The sequence below is a fragment of the Promicromonospora sp. NPDC023805 genome (genome assembly GCF_040639635.1).
Lineage (GTDB): Bacteria > Actinomycetota > Actinomycetes > Actinomycetales > Cellulomonadaceae > Promicromonospora.
Genome location: NZ_JBFAAH010000020.1, coordinates 58,439 through 80,668, shown reverse-complemented (window position 1 = coordinate 80,668; position 22,230 = coordinate 58,439). Strand labels below are relative to the sequence as shown.

General features: G+C 71.7%; 19 protein-coding genes. 3 read left to right on the top strand and 16 right to left on the bottom strand.

Annotated elements, in window-relative coordinates; all coding sequences use genetic code 11:
- Nucleotides 1-121: 121 nt before the first annotated feature.
- Nucleotides 122-1,084 carry a TIGR03557 family F420-dependent LLM class oxidoreductase gene (locus tag AB0F70_RS19235; protein ID WP_357451683.1) on the top strand — a complete coding sequence of 321 codons (963 nt, stop codon included), beginning with the start codon at nt 122-124 and terminating at the stop codon, nt 1,082-1,084.
- A 22-nt stretch (nt 1,085-1,106) separates the two neighbouring features.
- Here the strand turns inward: AB0F70_RS19235 and AB0F70_RS19230 are convergent, their stop codons facing one another.
- The 10 genes from AB0F70_RS19230 to AB0F70_RS19185 all read right to left on the bottom strand — a co-directional run bounded on the left by AB0F70_RS19230 (nt 1,107) and on the right by AB0F70_RS19185 (nt 12,770).
- Complete coding sequence (locus AB0F70_RS19230) at nt 1,107-1,580, bottom strand: hypothetical protein (RefSeq protein WP_357451680.1); 474 nt, start codon at nt 1,578-1,580, stop codon at nt 1,107-1,109.
- Nucleotides 1,577-2,350: a 4-hydroxy-tetrahydrodipicolinate reductase gene (dapB, locus tag AB0F70_RS19225; RefSeq protein ID WP_357451677.1), complete on the bottom strand. Its 774-nt coding sequence runs from the start codon at nt 2,348-2,350 to the stop codon at nt 1,577-1,579. Before dapB ends, AB0F70_RS19230 begins: the two co-directional genes overlap by 4 nt.
- 89 nt (nt 2,351-2,439) lie before the next feature.
- Nucleotides 2,440-3,768 (bottom strand): pitrilysin family protein, encoded by a 1,329-nt coding sequence (locus tag AB0F70_RS19220; protein ID WP_357451674.1) that lies wholly within the window; start codon nt 3,766-3,768, stop codon nt 2,440-2,442.
- 1 nt (nt 3,769) lies between these two features.
- Nucleotides 3,770-6,031 carry a polyribonucleotide nucleotidyltransferase gene (locus tag AB0F70_RS19215; protein ID WP_357451671.1) on the bottom strand — a complete coding sequence of 754 codons (2,262 nt, stop codon included), beginning with the start codon at nt 6,029-6,031 and terminating at the stop codon, nt 3,770-3,772.
- Between the two features lie 222 nt (nt 6,032-6,253).
- A complete protein-coding gene (gene rpsO, locus AB0F70_RS19210) occupies nt 6,254-6,523 on the bottom strand; it encodes a 30S ribosomal protein S15 (protein ID WP_357451668.1) in 270 nt (89 codons plus the stop codon).
- A 249-nt stretch (nt 6,524-6,772) separates the two neighbouring features.
- Complete coding sequence (locus tag AB0F70_RS19205; protein WP_357451665.1) at nt 6,773-8,659, bottom strand: heme peroxidase family protein; 1,887 nt, start codon at nt 8,657-8,659, stop codon at nt 6,773-6,775.
- A gap of 85 nt (nt 8,660-8,744) precedes the next feature.
- Complete coding sequence (locus AB0F70_RS19200; protein WP_357451662.1) at nt 8,745-10,298, bottom strand: DUF6297 family protein; 1,554 nt, start codon at nt 10,296-10,298, stop codon at nt 8,745-8,747.
- The gene (locus tag AB0F70_RS19195) at nt 10,295-10,975 is read right to left on the bottom strand and encodes an ABC transporter ATP-binding protein (RefSeq protein WP_357451659.1); all 681 of its coding nucleotides are present in this window, start codon (nt 10,973-10,975) and stop codon (nt 10,295-10,297) included. Before AB0F70_RS19195 ends, AB0F70_RS19200 begins: the two co-directional genes overlap by 4 nt.
- A gap of 35 nt (nt 10,976-11,010) precedes the next feature.
- Nucleotides 11,011-12,033: a bifunctional riboflavin kinase/FAD synthetase gene (locus AB0F70_RS19190; RefSeq protein ID WP_357451656.1), complete on the bottom strand. Its 1,023-nt coding sequence runs from the start codon at nt 12,031-12,033 to the stop codon at nt 11,011-11,013.
- A gap of 143 nt (nt 12,034-12,176) precedes the next feature.
- Entirely contained in the window at nt 12,177-12,770 is a 594-nt protein-coding gene (locus AB0F70_RS19185; protein ID WP_357451653.1) for a TetR/AcrR family transcriptional regulator, read from the bottom strand.
- Nucleotides 12,771-12,889: 119 nt separating this feature from the next.
- On the opposite strand from AB0F70_RS19185, the gene AB0F70_RS19180 reads away from it, so the two are divergent.
- Nucleotides 12,890-13,981, top strand: a complete 1,092-nt coding sequence (locus AB0F70_RS19180) for a hypothetical protein (protein WP_357451649.1) — start codon at nt 12,890-12,892, stop codon at nt 13,979-13,981.
- A gap of 26 nt (nt 13,982-14,007) precedes the next feature.
- Here the strand turns inward: AB0F70_RS19180 and truB are convergent, their stop codons facing one another.
- The 6 genes from truB to AB0F70_RS19150 all read right to left on the bottom strand — a co-directional run bounded on the left by truB (nt 14,008) and on the right by AB0F70_RS19150 (nt 20,979).
- Entirely contained in the window at nt 14,008-15,087 is a 1,080-nt protein-coding gene (gene truB / locus AB0F70_RS19175; protein ID WP_357451646.1) for a tRNA pseudouridine(55) synthase TruB, read from the bottom strand.
- A gap of 136 nt (nt 15,088-15,223) precedes the next feature.
- On the bottom strand, nt 15,224-15,664 hold the full coding sequence (gene rbfA, locus AB0F70_RS19170; RefSeq protein WP_357451643.1) for a 30S ribosome-binding factor RbfA: 441 nt from the start codon (nt 15,662-15,664) through the stop codon (nt 15,224-15,226).
- A gap of 92 nt (nt 15,665-15,756) precedes the next feature.
- The gene (infB, locus tag AB0F70_RS19165; RefSeq protein ID WP_357451640.1) at nt 15,757-18,807 is read right to left on the bottom strand and encodes a translation initiation factor IF-2; all 3,051 of its coding nucleotides are present in this window, start codon (nt 18,805-18,807) and stop codon (nt 15,757-15,759) included.
- 176 nt (nt 18,808-18,983) lie between these two features.
- Nucleotides 18,984-19,193 carry a YlxR family protein gene (locus AB0F70_RS19160; protein ID WP_357451637.1) on the bottom strand — a complete coding sequence of 70 codons (210 nt, stop codon included), beginning with the start codon at nt 19,191-19,193 and terminating at the stop codon, nt 18,984-18,986.
- A 144-nt stretch (nt 19,194-19,337) separates the two neighbouring features.
- Nucleotides 19,338-20,387, bottom strand: coding sequence for a transcription termination factor NusA (gene nusA / locus AB0F70_RS19155; RefSeq protein ID WP_357451634.1), 1,050 nt, complete (start codon nt 20,385-20,387; stop codon nt 19,338-19,340).
- Between the two features lies 1 nt (nt 20,388).
- Nucleotides 20,389-20,979 carry a ribosome maturation factor RimP gene (locus AB0F70_RS19150; RefSeq protein ID WP_357451631.1) on the bottom strand — a complete coding sequence of 197 codons (591 nt, stop codon included), beginning with the start codon at nt 20,977-20,979 and terminating at the stop codon, nt 20,389-20,391.
- A gap of 200 nt (nt 20,980-21,179) precedes the next feature.
- Between AB0F70_RS19150 and AB0F70_RS19145 the strand changes: the two genes are divergently transcribed.
- The gene (locus AB0F70_RS19145; RefSeq protein ID WP_357451628.1) at nt 21,180-22,229 is read left to right on the top strand and encodes a DUF4439 domain-containing protein; all 1,050 of its coding nucleotides are present in this window, start codon (nt 21,180-21,182) and stop codon (nt 22,227-22,229) included.
- Nucleotide 22,230: the final 1 nt, after the last annotated feature.

Genomic DNA, 22,230 nt, shown 5'->3' with positions numbered 1-22,230 from the left:
CTTGCGCGGAAAACCGGTTCTCGCACGCTGGGTGAATCGATGGCCAGCCGCCCAGGGCCCGAGGGGCGAGCAGCAGCCACTCCTGCCTATCGTCGTGAGGACGACGCGGAAGGAGCACACCATGCACATCGGGTACACCCTTATGACCGAGCAGAGCGGACCGCGGGAGCTGCTGCGGTATGCGGTCGCCGCCGAGGAGGCGGGCTTCGACTTCGAGCTCTCCAGCGACCACTTCTCCCCCTGGCTCCCCGAGCAGGGACACGCACCCAACGCGTGGGTGCTGCTGGGGGCGGTGGCCCAGGCGACGAGCCGGGTCGAGCTGATGACCTTCGTGACCTGCCCGACCATGCGGTACCACCCGGCGGTGGTGGCGCAGCAGGCCGCGACGCTCCAGCTCCTGGCCGACGGCCGGTTCACCCTCGGGCTGGGCTCGGGCGAGAACCTCAACGAGCACGTGGTCGGCGAGGGCTGGCCCGCCATCGCCGTCCGCCAGGACATGCTCGAGGAGGCGACGCACATCATCCGCGAGCTGCTCACGGGCGAGCTGGTCACCTGGGAGGGCGAGTACTTCCGGGTCGACTCGGCGCGCCTCTGGGACGTGCCGGACGCCGGGGTACAGATCGGCGTCGCCCTCTCGGGCAAGCACGGCGTCGAGCGGTTCGCGCCGCTCGCGGACCACCTGGTCCAGGCGATGCCCGACGCCGACGTGGTCAAGGGCTGGAACGACAGGCACTCCGGCGGGTCCCGGGTGTTCGGGCAGATACCGATCTGCTGGGACCCGGACGAGGACAAGGCGATAGAGCGCGCCCACTCGGAGTTCCGCTGGTTCGGCGGCGGCTGGTCGGTGAACGCGGACCTGCCCACGCCGGCCGGGTTCACCGGGGCCTCGCAGTTCGTGCGGCCGGAGGACGTCGCGTCGTCGATCGCCTGCGGTCCGGACCTGGACAAGCTCGCCGAGAGCGCCCGCCCGTTCCTGGACGCGGGGTTCACCGACCTGGCGATCGTGCAGGTGGGCGACCACAACCAGGACCGGTTCCTCGCCGAGGCGGCTGGGCCGCTCGTGGAACGCCTGCGGGCTCTCTAGCGGGCTAGCCCTGGCGGGCGGGCTAGTCCTGGACGGTCGGAGCGGGTTTCGCGCGGTAGAACCCCGCGGCCTTGCGCAGGGCCTCGCGGGCCCGGCGGCGGTCGCCCGAGGCGTCGTACGCGAACGCGAGGTGGTACCAGGCGCGCCAGTCCTCCGGCGCGGCCTCGACGGCTGCCCGCCGTGGCTCGAACGCCTCGTCGGCGGCCGCCCGGTCGATGCGCCCGCCGGGTGAGCGGGGCAGGTCGTCCGCCGGGAGGTTGCCCTCGGCGAACAAGGTGTCCGCCATGGTCTGCACCGTCGCCGCGAGCCGGTACTCGCGCACGATCAGCCCGATGACCAGCAGCGGGATGATCAGCACGGCCAGGCCGATGGCGATCAGCACGGGCTCGCCGGCGCGCACCATCGTGATGCCGCGTCCCGCGATCTGCCAGATGTACAGCGCGAGCAGCGCGGTGACGGCCAGTGTGCCGGGCAGCCCCTTGGGCAGCTTGCTCACGACAGGTCCAGCACGTGCTCGAGGCCGACCGTCAGCCCCGGGCGGGAGACCACCGACCGGATCGCGAGCAGCACGCCGGGCATGAACGAGGACCGGTCGAACGAGTCCTGCCGGATGATCAGCTGCTCCCCCTCGTTGCCGAAGAGGATCTCCTCGTGCGCCACGAGCCCGCGCAGCCGCACGGCGTGCACGCGCACCCCGTCGACGTCGGCTCCGCGTGCGTCCCAGCCCGTCTCCGTCGCGTCGGGCGACGGCCCGAGGCCCGCCTCGGCGCGGGCCGTGGCGATCGCCGCGGCCGTGTGCCGAGCCGTACCGGACGGGGCGTCCACCTTGTTCGGGTGGTGCAGCTCGATGACCTCAGCGGACTCGAAGTACCGGGCCGCCTTCGCGGCGAACGTCATCGCCAGCACCGCCGACAGCCCGAAGTTCGGGGCGATCAGCACGCCGAGCGAACCCGTGCCGCCCGACCCCCGGGGGGACAGCTCGGCGAGGTGTGCCGCGACGCGAGCGCGCGAGTCGTCGTCCCAGCCGGTGGTGCCGACCACCGCGTGCACACCGGCGTCGAGCACCGCGTGCACGTTGGCCTCGGTGACGGCCGGGACGGTGAAGTCGACGGCGACGTCGGCCCCGGCGAGCGTCTCGCTCGTGATCGTGTCGCCGTTGTCCAGCTGGGCGACCAGCTCGAGGCCGTCCGCGGCCTCGACGGCCGCACACGCCTGGGTACCCATGCGCCCGGCCGCGCCGAGCACTGCCACCTTGATGTCACTCACGATCTACCACCCCTACTTCGTCGTTGAGTGCTGGATATTCGCCCCTCCAGCGGCTCTGAGAGGGCGAATATCCAGCACTCAACGGGACGTCAGTTGTCGAACGGGCCTACGCGGACTATCGATCTCGGGCGGGCGGCCAGGTCTTGCGCCAGGTCTTGGACCTCTGCCGCCGTGACCGCCTGGATGCGCTCGAGCGACTCCTCCAGCGACAGCAGGTCGCCGTACACGAGCTCGGCCTTGCCGAGGCGGCTCATGCGCGACCCGGAGTCCTCCAGCCCGAGCACGGTACCGCCGGACAGCTGCCCGATCGACCGCTTCAGCTCGGACTCGGTGATCCCGTCGTTCGCGAGCTTCTCCAGCTCCTCGACGAGCATCGCCGTGACCTGGTCCACCTTGGCGGCAGCACAGCCCGCGTACAGGCCGAACGTGCCGAGGCCGCCGTGCGCGGAGGCGAACGAGTACGTCGAGTACGCCAGTCCCCGCTTCTCACGGATCTCCTGGAACAGCCTGGACGACATGCCGCCGCCCAGCACGGCGTTCAGCACGGACAGCGCGAAGCGCCGGTCGTCCGTCGCCGAGATGCCGGTGGAGCCCACGATGATGTTGGCCTGCTCGACCTGGCGCTTCACGGTCAGCTCGGCGCCCGCCTCCGGCACGCCCGCGTGGTCCTCGGTAGTGACCCGGCGGTCGCGCGGCGCGACGGCGGCGTCGAGGTCCCATCCGCCGTCGGTCAGCGCCTGCGTGACCTGCTGCACGAGCTTGTCGTGGTCGATGCCGCCCGCGGCCGTGACCACGAGGGTCTCCGGCCGGTAGTTCCAGCGGTAGTGCTCCCAGACGGCGTCGCGCGGGACGGCGTTGATCGTCTCGGGCGTGCCGCCGATGGGGCGGCCCAGCGCGTGGTCGCCCAGGACGACGGCGGAGAACTGCTCGTGCACGACGTCGGTGGGGTCGTCGTCGTTCATCGCGAGCTCTTCGAGGATGACGCCGCGCTCGGTCTCGAGCTCGTCGGCATCCAGGCGCGCGGAGGTGACCATGTCGGAGATGACGTCGACCGCCATCGGCAGGTCGGAGTCGAGCACCCGCGCGTAGTAGCAGGTGTGCTCCTTGCCGGTGGCCGCGTTCGCCTCACCGCCGACGGCGTCGAACGCCTCGGCGATGTCCATCGCGGACCGTCGTGCGGTCCCCTTGAAGAGCAGGTGCTCCAGGAAGTGCGTCGAGCCGAAGTGTCCGTCGGTCTCGTCCCGCGAGCCGACGCCGATCCATGCACCCACCGTCGCCGAGCGCTGGCCCGGCATGTGCTCGGTGAGTACACGGACACCGCCGGGCAGGACGGAGCGACGAATGGTCGCTCCGTCCTGCCCGGCGGTCAGCTCGGCACCGGGCTCGCCCGTGGGGACGAGCGGCAGGTGCCATGCCATGTCAGGCGTCCGCGGATGCGGTGGCCTCGGTGGCCGGCTCGACGGCGTCGGCCGGAGCCGACTCGTCCTCGTCGGTCACGGCGACCAGCGACAGCTTGCCGCGCGGGTCGATCTCGCCGATCTCGACCTGGACCTTCTGGCCGATCGACAGCACGTCGTCGACGTTCTCGACGCGCTTGCCACCCACGAGCTTGCGGATCTGGCTGATGTGCAGCAGTCCGTCCTTGCCCGGGGAGAGCGAGATGAAGGCGCCGAACGACGTCGTCTTGACGACGGTTCCGACAAACCGCTCGCCCACCTCGGGGACGTGCGGGTTGGCGATCGCGTTGATCGCCGCGCGAGCGGCCTCGGCCGAGGGGCCGTCGACAGCACCGATGTACACGGTGCCGTCGTCCTCGATGGAGATGTCCGCGCCCGTCTCCTCCTGGATCTGGTTGATCATCTTGCCCTTCGGCCCGATGACCTCGCCGATCTTGTCGACCGGAACCTTCACGGAGATGACGCGCGGGGCGTTCGGGGACATCTCGTCGGGCGTGTCGATCGCCTCGTCGAGCACCTCGAGGATGGTCAGGCGCGCGTCGCGGGCCTGACCGAGCGCGGCGCTCAGCACCGACGCGGGAATGCCGTCGAGCTTCGTGTCGAGCTGGATGGCCGTGACGAACTCCTTGGTACCGGCGACCTTGAAGTCCATGTCACCGAACGCGTCCTCGGCGCCCAGGATGTCCGTCATCGCGGCGTAGCGGGTCTCGCCGTCCACGGTGTCGGACACGAGGCCCATCGCGATACCGGCGACCGCTGCGCGCAGCGGCACACCGGCGTTCAGCAGCGACAGGGTCGAGGCGCAGACAGAGCCCATCGACGTCGAACCGTTGGAGCCGAGAGCCTCGGACACCTGGCGGATCGCGTACGGGAACTCCTCGCGGCTCGGCAGGACCGGCACCAGGGCACGCTCGGCGAGCGCACCGTGGCCGATCTCGCGGCGCTTCGGGCTGCCAACGCGGCCCGTCTCACCGGTCGAGTACGGCGGGAAGTTGTAGTTGTGCATGTAGCGCTTGCGCGTCTCCGGACCGAGCGAGTCGATCTGCTGCTCCATGCGGAGCATGTTCAGCGTGGTGACACCCAGGATCTGGGTCTCGCCGCGCTCGAAGATCGCCGAGCCGTGCACGCGGGGCAGCACCTCGACCTCGGCCGAGAGGGTGCGGATGTCCGCGAGGCCACGGCCGTCGATGCGGACGCCGTCGGTCAGCACACGCTGGCGGACGAGCTTCTTCTGCAGCGAGCGGAAGGCAGCCGACAGCTCCTTCTCACGGCCCTCGAACTGCCCGGCCAGCTGCTCCTGCAGCCCGGCCTTGAGCTCGTCGAGCTTGTTCTCGCGGTCCTGCTTGTCCGCGATGGTCAGCGCGTCGCGCGTCGGCGCGGAGACCGCGGCCTCGACGGCCGCGAAGGCGTCGTCCTGGTAGTCCGGGAAGAGCTTGAACTCCTGCGTCTCCTTGGCGGACTGCGCAGCGAGCTGCACCTGCGCGTCGCACAGGGCCTTGATGAACGGCTTGGCCGCATCGATGCCCTCGGCGACGACGATCTCGGTCGGTGCCGCGACGCCCTCGTTCTTGATGAGGTTCCACGCGTTGTCGGTGGCCTCGGCCTCGATCATGGCGATAGCCACATCGGTCGAGCCGTCGGCACCCTTGATGGTCCGGCCGGCCACGACCATGTCGAAGACCGCGCGCTCCTTGTCGGAGTACTTGGGGAACGCGACCCACTGGCCGTCGACCAGCGCGATGCGCACGGCGCCGACCGGGCCGTCGAACGGCAGGCCGGAGATCTGGGTCGACGCCGACGCGGCGTTGATCGCCAGGGTGTCGTACGCGTCGTCCGGGTGCAGCGCCATGACGGTGATGACTACCTGGACCTCGTTGCGCAGACCCTTGACGAACAGGGGGCGCAGCGGGCGGTCGGTCAGGCGGCAGGTCAGGATCGCGTCGGTCGACGGACGACCCTCGCGACGGAAGAACGAACCGGGGATGCGCCCGGCGGCGTACATCCGCTCCTCGACGTCCACCGTCAGCGGGAAGAAGTCGAACTGGTCCTTGGGGTGCTTGCCGGCCGTCGTGGTCGACAGCAGCATGGTCTCGCCGTCGAGGTAGGCAGCGACAGCACCGCCGGCCTGCTTGGCGAGGCGTCCGGTCTCGAACCGGACGGTACGGGTGCCGAAGCGACCGTTGTCAATGACTGCCTCGGCGAACTGAATCTCGGGACCCTCCACGGGTGCCCTCCTTCTGTTGGGGTGTTCTCTTGGAACGCCCCCGCGCCCGACGGTCATCGATCGAGGCCTACCGAACCGCCGCTCGCCACGGGCGAGGTGTTCGGGAAGCCACTACCGAGGACCGGACGAGGTCACGGGCGGCGCGTTGTTGTCGTACTACAGCATCTATCTCACCAGACCAGCCCGGCCCCCGCAGCGGGGGCCGGGCTGGTGGGCGTCATGTCAGCGGCGCAGGCCGAGCTTGTCGACCAGGGCGCGGTAGCGCGCGATGTCGATCCCCTTGAGGTAACCCTGGAGACGACGGCGCTGGCCCACGAGGAGCAGCAGACCACGACGGCTGTGGTGGTCGTGCTTGTGCTCCTTGAGGTGCTCGGTGAGGTCCTTGATGCGCTGCGTGAGGAGCGCGATCTGCACCTCCGGCGAGCCCGAGTCGCCCGGCTTGGTTCCGTACTCGGAAATGATCTGCTGCTTGATGGCAGTGTCGAGCGGCATGGCTCTCCTTCAGTGTCGTTGCGCGGTGCTCCGGGACTAGTTCACCGGGGCGCTCTCGATCCGCGGCCGTTCAGACGGCAGTACCACATTACCAGTGCCACGCCTCCCTGCCCGACGGCGGACGCGGTGCCGCGTATGACGCTCGTCTCTGGTCGCGCCTGGTCAGGACCCTGCAGCGTGGTCGGTAGTTTGTCAGGTGATCGGCAGTCCGGATTGCCGACCACCTGACAAACTACCGACCACGCGCCTTCACGCCCCGTCGTGGCCCGCGTAGCCGTTCTTGGTCTTGCGGAAGATCGGGCGGCCCGCCTTGTCGTGCCGGATCGGGAGAACGCCCGCGAACACCAAGAGGTCCGGGAGCGTCGTGATGAGCCGCCGGTCATCGAACCGGACGCCGTGCGCCGGCGTCCAGTCGCGGCCGGGGCGGCGCATGAACGACTCGTCGTCCAGCCGCAGCAGGTAGAGGAACGTCTCCACGAGGACACGGCTGCCGACCTCACCCAGGAAGTTGCCGTTGCCCTGGACCTCGGCCTCCTTGAGGACGTAGTACCAGAGCGGCGTGCCGTCCAGGTCGTCGAGCGCTGCCACCAGCTCGGGCGACGCGTTCTGCCGGAGCTGCTCCGGCGTGAGCGGCCGGGCCCCGAGCTCCTTGGCCACCGCCTCGCCCGTCGGGATCGCCAGCATGTACCCGCGCAGCAGGTTGCGCTGCGCGAGGTGCTTCAGCAGCGCCCGCACCGAGCCCGCGGCCCCGTTGCCCTCGTTCAGCAGGTCACCCAGGCCGTCGGCCAGGAACGGGTCGATCTTGCGGGCCTTGCGGAAGGCGGCCGCGTCACCCTTGTCGGTGAACCGCGCCCACTCGATGGGCCAGTTCGACGGCAGCGCGGGCAGCGGGTTCGCGGGGCTCGGCGACAGACCGCCGTTGCCCGTGAACTGGAAGAGCTGGTCCAGCGTCGCCGTGCCACCGGGGCCGTTGCGCGTGAAGTTGACGTTGTAGTCGTAGGTGCCACGCACCATCGAGTGCCCGAACCGGAACGCCGCCACCGCGAACTCCAGCGGCATCGACACGCGGCGTGCGGGCCGGAACAGCTTCGGCCCCGTCGCGAGCACCGTGTCCAGCACGCCGGGCTTGGTGAGCGTGCGCAGGTAGTCGTGCACGACCAGCCACTGGTAGTGGTACCGGACGAGCTGCTGCGCGCGGTTGAACAGCTCGCGCTGCGTGGTCGCCGACCACGGCTCGTGTCGTGCCACCCAGTCGACGGTGGCGTTGTGGAACCGGATCATCGCCACGTGGAACTGCGCGACGACCAGGTTCTCGTCGTTGCGGCTGTCCGGGATCAACGGCATGCGCTCGCTGCCCGGCTCGGAGCTGCGCGGCAGGTCGCGCTGCGGGTCGTCGCCGGGGGCCACGAGCGAGAACGGCCCGAGCGGTTCGGTGGCGACCCGGCCGAGCCGCAGCTTGACCGAGCCCGGCACGTACGCCGCCTCGCTGCGGGTGGTGCCGCGGTCCTTCTCGCCCTCGAACCGCGGGCCGGAGCCGTACAGGCTGTCGAGGTCGAGCAGCGGGACGCGCCCGTTGTGGAGGCTGCGCACGACGACCTTCGGCCGGAACGCACGGAACGGGTCGCTGACGACGTCGCCGAGCGCCTTGTCGCCGCCCGGGCCGGAGCCGTCGTCGGGCCCGTTCGTGTTCAGGGTGATGTCGTGGTCGATGAACTGGCCCCAGTACGTGTAGACGGCGGGGACCGTTGCGTCGAGCGGCCCGGGCGCGGCGGCGGGCTCGATCATGGCGGCGCCGAGGCGCATCAGCGCGTCCCGGGTCTCGTTCAAGCGACCGCCCACGGGCAGGTGCCCGTCCGGGTAGCTCGCGGCCAGGCCGCTCAGCAGGTAGTCGAACGACGTCGTCGCGTCGAAGCGGTCCTCGCGCAGGTCACGCCGCACGGCCGCCTCGGTGCGCGGCATGAGGGTCGCCGTGCTCTCGTGCGGCTCGGCCACGTCGTCCGGGTCGGCGGGCACGAACACGCCACCGTGCCCGATCCGCCGCACCGTGCGGCCGGCTGGCGTCTGCGCCAGGTCGACCGCCTCGTGGGGGGCGTGGTTCGGCTCACCCTGGGGCAGCGCCTCAGTGGTCTGGACCATGGTCTCTCCTTCTCTGGGGGTGAAGGCCTTCACCAACTCAGAGAGCACCGCACCCCCGCCCGTGACCGATTCGGCCAGACCCGAATCAGGCGGTGCGCTTGACGTGCGCCGCCCACAGCACCGCGCCGACCGCGAACAGCACCTGCACGGCGACCATCGGCGGCGCCACGACTCCCGAGACGGCCACCCACGCGAGCGGGAGCGTGCCCAGCACCGCCAGGTCCAGACCCTTGAACTGGTGCAGCACCAGCCCGGTCGGCACGGCACCCGCGGGCGTCGCGATCATCGGCACGTCCCACGGCACCGGCCCGCGGTAGGCGGTCCGCACGGCGGCGGCCCCGAGCACCACGGCGGCGGGCACCGCCATCGCCAGCCACTGCCCGCCCCCGACGGTCGCGGCGACCGCCAGCAGCACCACCGCAGCCGTCAGCACCGGCCATGCGGTGCGCACGGCCCGGGTGGCGCGGGCGCCCAGCGGCACCAGCGAGTCCAGCCGCGGGTTCTCCCCCGCCGCCCGCGGCCCGACGGCGCCCGCGAGCGCCCCTGCGTACCCGACGCACGCGAGGACCGCCCAGAGCCCTATCCCGTCCGCCAGCACGGGCACCTGGACGGCGACGGCGCCCGTCGCGGCGAGCGCGACCATCCCGGCCAGGGCTGCGGGCGAGCGGACCAGGAGCGTGGCGTCGGCAGCGAGCAGCGCGCCGGCGGGCCCGCGAGCCGTGCCGGGCAACCAGGGCAGCACGCGCGACGCCGTCGGGCCGCCGCTGAGGAGCGCGCGGCTCATGCCGCCGCTGTCGAGCGAGAGCAGGGCTGCCGAGGCCTGCATGGCTGCCGACGCGCGGGCGCGCAGCTCGCCGGCCCGGAGCAAATCCAGACGGGTGGCCCAGACCGCGAGCACCGCACCGCCCACGACGACCACTGCCGCGAGCACGGGCCACGGCACTGACCAGGCGGCCCACTCGGGGGCCCAGAGCGCCAGGCCGAGCCCGGCCACCGGCACGGCGGCGAGCAGCAGGACGAGCGCTCTCCCCGCGCGGTCGCCCGACGCCGCCCCGGTCACCTGGAGCACACCCGTGCCGGCCACCACCACGAGTCCGAGCGCGCCGCCGAACGCGGCGTCGGCGAGTATGCCGGTGAGGCCTACGCCCACGAAGGCCGCCGGCACGCCGCCCGCGACCAGGCCGGCGCCGATTCCGGCGAGCACCGTGCGCACCACCGACGGCGAGGCCAGGCCCGCGCGGTCGGCAGGGGTCGGCACCCACCAGCGCACCCCGGCCGCGGGCAGGCCCGCCGGACCTACGCGCAGCGCCACCACCGCACCAGCAACGACCGCCAGCGCGAGCGCCATCGCCTGGATCAGTCCTGGTCCGAGCCCGAAGCGGGTCGCGTCCGACCCGAGCAGCTCCCGCACGGGCGCCCCGAACCCCCACACGTACAGCGCGACTATCGCGAGGGAGATCACCACCTCGCCGACGTCCATCGCCACCCGGCCCGCCTCGGCAGGCAGGTTGTGCGCCCGGACACGCGCGGTCAGCCGGCGCAGCTCGGCACCGGTGAGCTGCTCCTCCTCGTCCCCGACCAGCCGGGGCAGCGGGGGCAGCGGCGACGAGAAGGCGGCGCCCGGCTCGTCGCGGGTCATCGGAAGCCCGCCAGCACGCCCGGCGCGTCGGCAGAAGGCAGCAGCACGGCGCCGTCGTCGGACAGGTACAGGGCGCTCGCGCCGGTCGCGGCGAGCAGGCGGTCGTCGTGCGTCGCGAACAGGACTGCCGTGCCGGCGGCGGCCTCGGCGCGCAGCAGGTCGCCGAGCCGGGCGCGCATCGCGGTGTCGAGGCGCTGCTCCGGCTCGTCGAGCACGAGCAGGTCGCGCGGCCGGACCAGGGCGCTCGCCAGCAGGAACCGGCGGCGCTGCCCGGACGACAGCGTGTGCGGCATCGCGCCGCCGTGCCCGCTGATGCCCACGTGGTCGAGCACCTGGTCGGTGACCGCACCGGCGTCGGGCACGCCGTGGCCGCGCGCCGTGAGCACCAGGTGCTCGCGGACGGTCACGCCGGGGAAGAACGCGTCGTCGTCCAGCACGCCCGCGACCCGGGTGCGGAACCCGCGCTCGCGCTCGTCCACCACCCGCCCGAACGCGCTGACCGTGCCCGAGAGCGGCTCCTGGAGACCGAGCACAGTGCGCAGCAGCGTGGACTTGCCGGTTCCGTTGGTCCCGATCACGGCGACGACGTCGCCGGGCGCCAGCGTGAGCGAGACCGGCGGGCAGACGGCGTTGCCGCCGTACCCGACGACCAGGTCGGACAGTTCGAGGAGCGTCATGTCCACCTCAACGCACGAAGGCCCGCAAGATCTCCCTACGCGCGCAGGATCTTCCGGGCGCGCGCCACGTCGTCGTTCATCTGGGTGATGAGCGGCTCCATGCCGTCGAAGCGCAGCGTGGGCCGCAGGTGGGCCACGAACTCGAGCGCCACCGTCTGGTCGTACAGGTAGAGGTCCGTGCGGTCGAGCACGTACGCCTCCACGCGGCGCTCCACGCCGTCGAACGTGGGGTTGGTGCCGACGGAGATCGCGGCCGGGAGGATCTCCTCCTGCCCCATCCCCGCACCGGACACGGCGGCCCGGTCACCCTCTGGTCCGGCGAGGCTCGCGCACGTGGCGGCCGTGCCGCGGCGCAGCCACCCGGCGTAGACACCGTCGGCGGGGACCAGCCCGGTGATGTCGCCGAGGTTGGCGGTCGGGAAGCCCATCTCGCGGCCCCTGGCGTCGCCGTGCACCACTGTGCCGCGCACGAGGTGCGGGCGGCCGAGCACGTCGGCCGCCTGGTCGACGTCGCCCTCCGCGAGCAGCGCGCGCACCGCCGTGGACGACCAGCGCTGGTGCCCGTCACCCTCGGGCGGCAGGAAGTCGCCGACGTCGTCGATGGCGACGACCTCGAAGCCGTGCTGCCCGCCGAGCTCGACCATCGTCGCGAGCGTGCCGGCGTTCTGCTTGCCGAAGCGCACGTCGTGGCCCACCACCACCGTGCGGGCACCCAGGCCGTCCACCAGGTACCGGGAGACGAACTCCTCGGGCGTCTGAGCGGCGAAGTCGAGCGTGTAGTTCACGACCAGCGTCGCGTCCAGGCCCGTGCGCTCCATGAGCGCCAAGCGGTCCTGCAGGCCGGTGATCAGCTCCGGAGCCGACTCGGGCCGGTGCACGGCCGACGGGTGAGGCTCGAACGTCACCGCGACGGCGCTGGCCGCGTCGTTCCGGGCGAGCCGGAGGATGCGGTCGAGCACCGCCTGGTGGCCGCGGTGGACGCCGTCGAAGTTGCCGATCGTCACCACAGATGGCCCGAATCCCGGGGGAACCTGTTCCAGGTCCGTCCACAGCTGCACGCGGGTTGCTCCTCATGAATCGGGTGGCGCTGGCGCGGGGGCTGCTCGCGCCGCGTCCCGCACCGATCGCCAAAAGCCTACGGCGTCTTTCAGAAGTCGCGTGACCCGCGCAGCAGTTCGGCGCGGCTAGTCGGTGCGACCCGTCAGTGCGGGAGGGTCCGGCGTGCCGACTCCAGGTACGCCGGGGGATCAAAGTCGTCGATCATCGCCGACTGGACGATGAAGCCTTGCCCGATCCCCATGACGACGGGCACCAGGCGCTCCACGGTGACGTCGATACCGTCGGGCGCCTGGTCGGGATGCGCCTCGAACCAGCGCCGCAGCGCCGCTGAGAACGCCTCTCTGAGCACCTTGACCCCCGCGTTGAGCACCTCCCGCATGTCGGGGTTCACCGTCGCCTCGCCCCACAGCTGGAGCAGGAGTCGCAGATCGATGCCTTCAGACACCAGCCCGTTGACCACAATTCCCAGCACCTCCCCGGGCGCGGGTGGGCGGCCCGCGGCCGCTGCCGCCTCCAGGTCCGCGTTTCTGCGGCCGAGCGTCCTCCGGGCCACAGCCGAGAACAGGTCACGCTTGCTCTCGAAATAGCCGTAGACCGCGCCGGTCGAGAGACCCGCCTCGGCGATGATCTCGGCCATCGAGGTGTGCTGGTAGCCCTTGGTGGCGAACACACGCATGGCGGCCTCGACGATCTGGGCGCGGCGGGCGTCGCGCCGCGCGTCGCTGATCTTCGGCACCGGCCACCTCCCGTCGTCGGGCCTGGGTGACGCCCAGGCGATTGACAAGCATACGGTCGCGGAGCATGGTTATCCATAAAGAACGAGCGTTCGTTTTTTATCGAGACGGAGCCTTCCCCATGTCCTACGACGCACCAGCGCCCCCCACCCCGGCGGGCCGGGTCATCGGCGTCGCCCTAGCCCTCACCCTCGTGCTCACGGTGTTCGTGCTCGCGTTCTCGTGGCCCTCGGTCACCGCCGAGCCGCACAACCTGCCGGTCGCCGTCGTCGGGTCAGATGACGCAGTCACCGCCCTCCGCGAAAGCCTCGACGAGGCGCAGCCCGGAAGCGTCGAGCTGATAGAGACAGACAACCGGGCTGACGCCGTCGCGGCCATCGGGTCCCGCGAGGTCTACGGCGGCCTCGTGCTGGGCGACCCTGCGGCGGGCGAGGCACCCGAGGTGCTCACCGCGACCGCAGCGAGCACTGCCACGCACCAGCTCATGACGCAGATCGCCGCGCAGCTGCAGCAGGGCATCCAGGAGCAGGCCGCCGACGCGACGGCGGAGGCACTGGCCGCCGCCCAGGGAGGGGCGACACCTCCCCCGCTGCCGGAGGTTCCTGAGGTGACCGTCACCGACGTGGTTCCGCTGTCCGCCGACGACCCCCGCGGCTCCGGTCTGGCCGCAGCGATGTTCCCGATCCTCCTGGGCGGCATGATCGGTGGCATCGGCATCTCGGTCGCCGTGACGGGTGCCCTGCGCCGGGTGCTCGCCGTCACCGTGTACTCGGTGGTCGGCGGCGGGATCCTCGTAGGGATCCTGCACTTCTGGTTCGGCACGATCCAGGGCGACTGGCTGCTCGACGGAGCCGCTCTCGCTCTCTCGATCGCCGCGATCGCCGCACCCATCACCGGGTTCGTCGCGGTGCTCGGCAGCCCGGGCATCGCGCTGGGCCCGGTACTCATGATGCTGGTCGGCAACCCGATCTCGGGTGCGGCGATGCCGCCCGAGTTCCTGCCGTGGCACTGGGGCGCGATCGGCCAGTGGATGCCGCCAGGCGCCAGCGCGACGCTGCTGCGCGACGTCTCGTACTTCCCCGACGCCGACGCCTCAGCGGCCTGGCTGGCGCTCGCCCTCTGGGCCGGAGCCGGGGTGCTGCTGTCCGTCGTGGGTCATGCCCGCGCGACCGGCAGCGCCCGGCGCGCAGCGGCACTGGCCGCCCCCGCCTGAGCCGCGCCGGTCGGCGTCGGCCCGGCTCAGCCGGCCGCCGCGAGCACCAGCACGGGCTTGGCGAGGTTGTCGCCCCGCCGTCGTGTGTCCTCCAGCAGCGCCACGAGCTCGCCCGACGGCGACAGGGCCGCAACCACCTCAGGGCGGCCCGACGGCGCGACCCACTGCCCGTAGCCGAGCGCCCGGACCTCGTCCTCGTCCAGCTCACGCACCGGGAACGTGCCCCGGGCCGCCTTGGCCATCGGCAGGGTGGCCAGCGTGCCGTCGGCGTCGGTCTGCGTCTCCAGCTGTTCCAGCGTACGGGCACCCGCGAGGTCGTAGCCGCCCACGCGGGTGCGGCGGAGCGCCGTCAGGTGTCCGCCGGTGCCGAGGGCGACACCCAGGTCGCGCGCCAGGGCGCGCACGTAGGTCCCGGAGGAGACGGTGACGCGGACGTCGATGTCGACGGCCGGTATGTCGCGGGTCGGGCCGCTCCCCGGTTCGGCCGCGGTAGGCGCCACGCCCGGCACCGCGCCGGGATCCCGGTCGGCGGGATCGTCGACATAGACCTCCACCGGGTCGGCGTCCGGCACCGTCGCCGTGACCGGGCGGACAGCCAGGACGTCGAAGCGGGACACCGTGACCGGTCGTGCCTGCAGCTCGACGGTCTCCCCCGCCCGGACCAGCGCGTAGGCGCGCTTGCCGTCCACCTTGATCGCGGACACCGACGTCGGCACCTGCTGGATGTCGCCCGTGAGATCGGCGATGGCCGCGTCCAGCGCGGCCCGGTCCACCCGCTCGACGGCGCCGGACTCGGCCACGGAGAGAACCTGACCCTCGGCGTCGTCCGTGGTGGTCGCGACACCGAGCCGGATCGTCGCGTCGTAGTCCTTGTCCGCGCCCACCACGTAGGTGAGCAGGCGGGTCGCCTTGCCGATGCCCAGCACGAGCACGCCGGTCGCCATGGGGTCGAGCGTGCCGGCGTGGCCGACCTTGCGCGTCCCGGCGAGGCGCCGCATGCGCCCGACGACGTCGTGGCTGGTCCAGCCCTGCGGCTTGTCGACGACGACGAAACCGTCGGCAGCCGTCGGACGGCGCACCGGCGCCTGCGGGGTGGGGGAAATCATGGGTATCAGTATCCAGTGGCTCAGGGGTGGCACGCGGCGCCGGGAGACGACGAAGCCACCCGCGCCGGCCGGAACGCACTGGTTCCGACCGGACGACAGGTGGCGTCGGCGCAGCCCGTCAGGGACGGGACGGAGGTCACTCGGACTCTTCGTCGGCCTCGCGCGGCTTCTTGTAGGGGTCCTCGTCGCCCGCGTACCGGGCACCGGCACGCAGCGCCTCGAGCTCGGCGTCGCGCTTGCGAGCCTCGATCAGAGCGGCGTCGAGGTTGGCGGCGGTGTCCGGGACGGAGTCCAGGTGGAACTCGAGGGTGGGCGTCAGGCGGATGCCTGTCTGCTTGCCCACCTCGGAGCGGATCAGGCCGGTGGCGCTCTTCAGCGCCGCGGCCGTACCTTCCCGTTCCTCGTCCGAGCCGTAGACCGTGTAGAACACCGAGGCGTTCTGCAGGTCGCCGGTCACCCGGACGTCCGTGACCGTCATGAAACCGAGCCGCGGATCCTTGATCCGCGTATCGATCATCTGCGCGACGATCACCTTGATGCGGTCGGCGAGCTTGCGAGATCTCGGGGTGTCGACCATGAGCATTGATCCTTTCAGCGTGAGTGCGGGGTATCCGCCCGGTCCGGACGAGCCGGCCGGGCGAATACCCCGCACTCAATGAACCATCAGCGTCAGACGCGCGGCTTCTCGCGCATCTCGAACGTCTCGATGGTGTCGCCATCGGCGACGTCGTTGAACGACCCGAGACCGATACCGCACTCGAAGCCCTCGCGGACCTCGGTGACGTCGTCCTTCTCGCGACGCAGCGACTCGATGGTGAGGTTGTCGCCCACGACCGTGCCGTTGCGGAGCACACGCGCCTTCGAGTTGCGGCGGATGCTGCCCGAACGAACCATCGAACCGGCGATGTTGCCGAACTTCGAGGAACGGAAGACCTGGCGGATCTCCGCGGTCCCGAGCTGGACCTCCTCGTACTCCGGCTTGAGCATGCCCTTGAGGGCTGCCTCGACGTCCTCGATCGCCTGGTAGATGACCGAGTAGAACTTGACGTCGACGCCTTCGCGCTCCGCCAGCTCCTCGACGCGCTCGCCGTACTTCACGTTGAAGCCGATGATCACGGCGCTGTCGACGGTCGCGAGGTTGACGTCGTTCTGCGTGATCGCACCCACACCACGGTGGATGACACGCAGCTCGACCTCTTCGCCCACATCGATCTTGAGCAGCGCGTCCTCCAGTGCCTCGACGGCACCGGACACGTCGCCCTTGAGGATGAGGTTGAGGCTCTCGACCTTGCCCTTCTTGAGCTCGACGTCGAAGTCCTCGAGGCTGATCCGCTTGCGGCGCTTGGCCAGCGTCGCTGCACGCTCCGCCGCCTGACGCTTCTCGGCGATCTGGCGAGCGGTCCGGTCGTCGGGCGCCACGAGGAACGTGTCGCCGGCGCCCGGGACGCTCGTGAGACCGAGCACCTGGACCGGGCGGGCCGGGGTGGCCGCCTCGACCGCGTTGCCGTGCTCGTCGAACATCGCACGGACGCGGCCGTAGGCCGTTCCCGCGACGATCGCGTCACCGACGTGCAGCGTGCCGGCCTGGACCAGCACCGTCGCCACCGGACCGCGACCCTTGTCGAGGTTCGCCTCGATGGCCACACCGCGTGCGTCCTTGGTCGGGTTCGCCCGCAGGTCGAGCGACGCGTCCGCGGTGAGCAGGACCGCGTCGATCAGGCTGTCGATACCGATGCCCGGCTTCGCCGCGACGTCGACGAACATCGTGTCGCCGCCGTACTCCTCGGCCACCAGGTTGTACTCGGTGAGCTGCTGACGGACCTTCGAGGGGTTGGCACCCTCGACGTCGATCTTGTTCACCGCGACCACGATCGGCACACCTGCCGCCTGCGCGTGGTTCAGGGCCTCGACCGTCTGCGGCATCACACCGTCGTCGGCCGCGACCACGAGGATCGCGATGTCGGTGACCTGTGCACCACGAGCACGCATGGCGGTGAACGCCTCGTGACCCGGGGTGTCGATGAACGTGATGGCACGCTCGGTGCCGTCGTGCTCGTGCGTGATCTGGTACGCACCGATGTGCTGCGTGATCCCGCCGTGCTCGCCCGCGACGACGTCCGCGTTACGGATCGCGTCGAGGAGCTTGGTCTTACCGTGGTCGACGTGACCCATGACGGTCACGACCGGCGGACGGATCTCCAGGTCCTCGTCGGACTCGTCGTCCTCCTCGGCCTGCAGGTCGATGTCGAAGGCCCCGAGCAGCTCGCGGTCCTCCTCCTCGGCCGAGACCATCTCGATCTGGTAGCCGAGCTCCGTGGCCAGCGTGCCGAACGTGTCCTCGTCGAGCGACTGCGTGGCCGTGGCCATCTCGCCCAGGTGGAACAGCACGGTCACGAGCGCCGCGGGGTTCGCGTCGATCTTGTCGGCGAAGTCGTTCAGCGAGGCGCCGTGGCGCAGCCGGACGACGGTGGTGCCGTTGCCGCGAGGGACCTGCACGCCACCGAGCGACGGGGCCTGCATTGCCTCGAACTCCTGGCGCTTCGCCCGACGCGACTTACGCCCGCGGACCGGCTTACCACCGGCGCGCCCGAAGGCACCCTGTGTCGCACCGCGACCACCGGCACCACGACGCGGACCGCCGAAGCCGCCGCCGCCACCGGGACGACCCGGAGCGCCTGCACCTGCGGCGCCGCCACCGGCACCACCAGGACGGCCTGCGCCGCCACCGGGACGGCCACGACCGCCACCACCCGGAGCCGGGCGGTCACCCGGACGCGGCATGGAGGTCTTGCCCGGCATCATGCCGGGGTTCGGGCGCGGACCGCCGCCACCGGTACCACCGGGACGAGGTGCCGAAGGACGGGGGCCACCCGGACGGGGGCCGCCGGAGCGCTCGCCGCTGGGAGCCTCGGTGCGCTCGGGGCGCTGCCCCGGACGCGGCATGCCCTGGCTGGGCGCGAACGGGTTGTTGCCCGGACGCGGGTTGCCGCCGGCTGCGGGACGCTCGTTGCCACCGGGACGCTCGTTGCCACCCGGACGGTCGCTGCCACCCGGACGGTCGCTGCTACCAGCACCCGGACGACCACGGCCGCCACCGGGACGGGGCATGCCCTGGCTGGGTGCGAACGGGTTGTTGCCCGGACGCGGGTTACCGCCACCGGGACGGTCGCCACCGGGACGGCCACCACGGTTGCCGTCCCGTGCCGGACGCGCGCCGGAGGGCGCAGCGGCGGCAGGCTTCGGCGCACCGGGCTTGGGGGCCGCGGCGGGCTTGGGGGCACCGGGCTTGGGGCCCGCTGCTGACGTGGCGGACGCCGCAGGCGCCGCCTGGCTCTCAGCTGCCGGAGCCGGGGCCGGGGCGGGTGCCGCCGGCGCGGGGCTGCTCGGAGCCGGAGCCGGGCTGGGGGCCGGGGCGGGCGCCGGGGTCGGCGCGGCCTCTGCCCTGCTCGGTGCAGGCGCCGGGGTCGACTCGGCAGGCTTCTGGGCCGCGGGCTTCGCGGCCGGCTTGGGTGCGCCCTGTGAGGGCTTCGCCGCGTCCTTGTCGGACGGGCCCGCTGCGCCACCGGCGGGGAACTTGTCGCGCATGCGCCGCACGACGGGCGGCTCGAGCGTCGAGGACGCCGAGCGAACGTATTCGCCTGCCGACTTCAGCTCGCCAAGCAGGGTCTTGCTTTCCACTCCGAGCTCTTTTGCGAGCTCGTAGACGCGGACCTTAGCCACAACTCTCCTGTCTCGGTCCATCCCAAGACAGGGAGGACCACCGTTAGTACTGAGTACTCATCGCTGGGGGCTCATCGGGTGCCCATCGGCGTCTGACCCGCTTCCTTGTCGACGAATCGCATAATTCGGCCCGACGCACGTCGCGTCCGGTCGGAACAGTCCTGCGGTTGATGCACTCACTGGTCGAGGTGTGCTCGTACCTCGCCGAGGTCGAGGGGCCCGTCGACGCGCAGTGCGCGCGGTACGGCCCTGCGACGCTCAGCGAGCTCCAGGCACCGCGGTTCCGGGTGAACCCAGGCACCGCGACCCGGTAGGCAGGCACGGACGTCGATGACGATGCGCCGTGAGGCTTCCACGGCGTCATCATGCATCGGGGTGTCCAGCACCAGACGCAGGAGTGCAGACCGCTGGTCGCGCTCCCGGCATCCGACACACGTGCGCACCGGACCCTTGAGGGGCGGAACGGGGTATGTCGAAGGACGGGCACGTGGCCCAGACTCAGACAGTCTACCGCGCCGGCCCACCGGGCGTTACCGGCCGCTCTGCGTGTCGGAAGCCGCGCCACCTGCGTCGGCGTCGGCAGCCTCGTCGGAGCGGATGTCGATGCGCCAGCCCGTCAGCTTCGCGGCGAGACGGGCGTTCTGCCCCTCCTTGCCGATCGCGAGGGACAGCTGGTAGTCGGGGACGATGGCGCGTGCGGCGCGGGCGTCGGCGTCCACCACTGTGACGGACGACACACGTGCGGGCGACAGCGCGCTCTGCACGAAGGACGCCGGGTCGTCGCTGTGGTCGACGATGTCGATCTTCTCACCGTGCAGCTCGGCCATCACCGCGCGGACGCGTGCGCCCATCGGGCCGATGCAGGCGCCCTTGGCGTTGAGCCCGGACACCCGGGTGCGGACCGCCATCTTGGTGCGGTGCCCCGCCTCGCGGGCGATGGCGGTGATCTCCACCGAACCGTCGGCGATCTCCGGGACCTCGAGCTCGAAGAGCTTCCGCACGAGGTTCGGGTGCGTACGGCTCAGCGTGATCTGCGGGCCCTTCATCCCGCGGCTCACCTCGACCACGTAGGCGCGCAGGCGCTCACCGTGCACGTACTCCTCGGTGGGTACCTGCTCGTGCGGCGGGAGGATCGCCTCGGTGCCGCCCACGTCCACCAGCACCATGCGCGGGTCGCGACCCTGCTGGATGACGCCGGCGAGGACCTCGCCCTCCTTGCCGCGGAAGGTGCCAAGCACCTGGTCGTCCTCGGCGTCCCGCAGCCGCTGCACGATCACCTGGCGGGCCGTGGCGGTGGCGATCCGGCCGAAGTCCTGCGGCGTGTCGTCGAACTCGGGCCCGTACTCGACGACGGGACGAGCCTCCGGGTCCTCCCGGTCCTCGGGCGCGGGGAGCTCCTCGCGGGCCCACACGGTCACGTGGCCCGACGCGCGGTCCACCTCGACGCGGGCGCGGTTGTACGCGTCAGGAGTCCGGTGGTAGGCCGAGAGGAGCGCCTGCTCGATGGCCGCGACGAGGATGTCCAGGCTGAGGTCCCTCTCGCGCTCCAGCATCCGCAGGGTCGTCATGTCGATGTCCATGTCAGCCTTCCTCGTTGCGGCCGGGGTGACCCTCGGTCGCGTTGTACGAACCAGCACCGTCCGAGTCGTCGTCGGTGTCTTCACCTGCACTCTCGCCCAGTTCCGATACCTCGGCATCCTGGGCGTCGAGCTTCTTGAGCTCCACCTCTACCTTGCCCCGGCGGACGTCGCCCAGCGGGATCCGGCTCTCGCCGTCGAGCACCAGGACGTCGCCGTCACCGTCGTCAAGCACGTCGGTGAGCCGGCCTTCGACGCGCTCGCCGTCCATCATCTTCAGCGTGACCAGCCGGGTCCGGGCGCGCTTGTAGTGCCGCAGCTCGGTCAGTGGCCGGGACGTGCCCGGCGTCGATATCTCGAGCGTGTAGGCCCCAGCGACGACGTCGTCCTCGTCCAGTGCCGCCGACATGGCTCGCGAGGCGTCGCCGAGCCTGTCGGAGTCGAGGCTGCCCAGGGCGTCGTCCGGCAGGTCGATCGTGATCCGCACCACCGACGCGCTCCCCGCCCGGGTGACGGTCACCTCTTCGAGGTACAGCCCCGCGGTCTCGACCACCGGTCCTACCACCTCGCGGACCGCATCCGCCTGCTGTGTCATCGACTGCCTCCCGTCGGCTCCCCCACGTGCGCGGGGGCACGGTTCGAGCCGGAACGGTTCGACCGATGTGCTGTTGTTGTCTGCGTCAAGCGTAACGAAGCGCCGGGCCTCGGCACTTCGCGTAGAACGTGACGTCCGTGACCCGACCGCAATCGGTCAGGGCACGAATCGGCTTCTGGAACATGACATCATCGGCCACGATGAACCCCAACGGCCCGAGGGCCCGCACCCGAAGCCGGTCAGCCCTGACCGCGCTGGCCCTGACCTGCGCGATCATTCTCTCAGGTTGCGGCGTGCGGCTCGAGTCGCCGCCACCCACCGAGCCGGTTCCGGACGCGGTGGAGGTGGTGCGACGCACCGCCGTGGCCGACGCGCTGCTCGTGGCCGATCAGGCAGGCACCGCAGCGGTGGCCGATGGGGTCAAGCCCGACGTGGCCGCAGAGCTGACGGCCATCGCCGAGGCCACTGCCCTCCAGGCACAGCAGCTCGGCGGCGAGTACGACTCCGGCCTGGGCGACATAGTGACCGAACGATCGGGCGCCTCGCCCTCCGCGACCACGCCGGAGCAGACGCCCGGGGCGGTCGTCACCTCGCTCGGCGATGCCGCGACCCGCACCCGGGCCGCCGCCGACCAGGCACAGTCGGGCCCCCTCGGTCGCCTGCTCGGCTCGGTCTCCGCCGCCCAGGCGCGGTACGCGTGGAACCTCGCTCGGCTGACCGGTGCGCGCGCCCCCGCGCTCCCCTCGACCCAGATCCCCGAACCCCTCGAGGACGACGCCGAGCCGAGCGAGACCTCGACGGCTCCGGCGTCGGCCACGGAAGGGCCCGCTGCCGTCCCCACCGGTCTGTCGGCGGAGGAGCTCGCCACCCTGGTCCTGGCCGAGGACACCGCCGCCTACGCCCTCGAGGTGCGTGCGGCGCAGGCCGACGGCGACGTCCGCACCCGGGCCTACGACCGGGCCCGCGTGCACCGCGCACGAGCACAGGCCTGGGCCCTCGTGGCCGGCGTGGACGGGACCGACCAGGATCCGCGCCGGGTCGCCTACGCGGTACCCGGACCGGAGACGGCGACGCCGGACCTGGTCCGCGACCTCGAGAACGACCTCACGCAGAACTACGCGACGCTGGTCGGTGTGGCCGAGCCAGGCACCCGCGCCATCCTGGTCGCCCTCATGACGGACACGACGCTGGCGGCCGCCCAGTGGGGCGCCCCGGCGATCCCCTTCCCGGGCCTCCCAGAACGCGCCTGAG